Here is a 274-nt window from a genome sequence, read left to right as displayed (position 1 = left end):
CTTTCACGCAAGTGATTACAATTGAAGATACCAGTAAACCAATATTTACCGGAGATCTTCCAAAAGATAGTACTGTTTCTTGTGACGCTGTTCCTGCCCCTGCTCAACTAGTAGTTTCAGACAGTTGTACTTCAGATTTACCAATTATTTTCACTGAAACAAAAAGTGATATTCAAAATCAATGTGATTCTAATTATACCTTAACACGTACCTGGACAGCAACGGATTGCTCTGGTAACACTACATCTTATGTTCAAATTATAACCGTGAGAGA

1 protein-coding gene is annotated in these 274 nt (G+C 36.5%); it reads left to right on the top strand.

Features of this window, described 5'->3' with window-relative positions; genetic code table 11:
* On the top strand, positions 1 to 274 hold a 274-nt coding region (locus ACHRV3_RS23035), incomplete at both ends, for a hypothetical protein (RefSeq protein WP_395442798.1).

It is taken from the genome of Flavobacterium sp. FlaQc-49 (assembly GCF_044005985.1).
Classification (GTDB): Bacteria; Bacteroidota; Bacteroidia; order Flavobacteriales; family Flavobacteriaceae; genus Flavobacterium; species Flavobacterium cupriresistens.
Note: the sequence above shows the minus strand (reverse complement) of the source record. Positions and strands in the feature narration are given on the sequence as shown.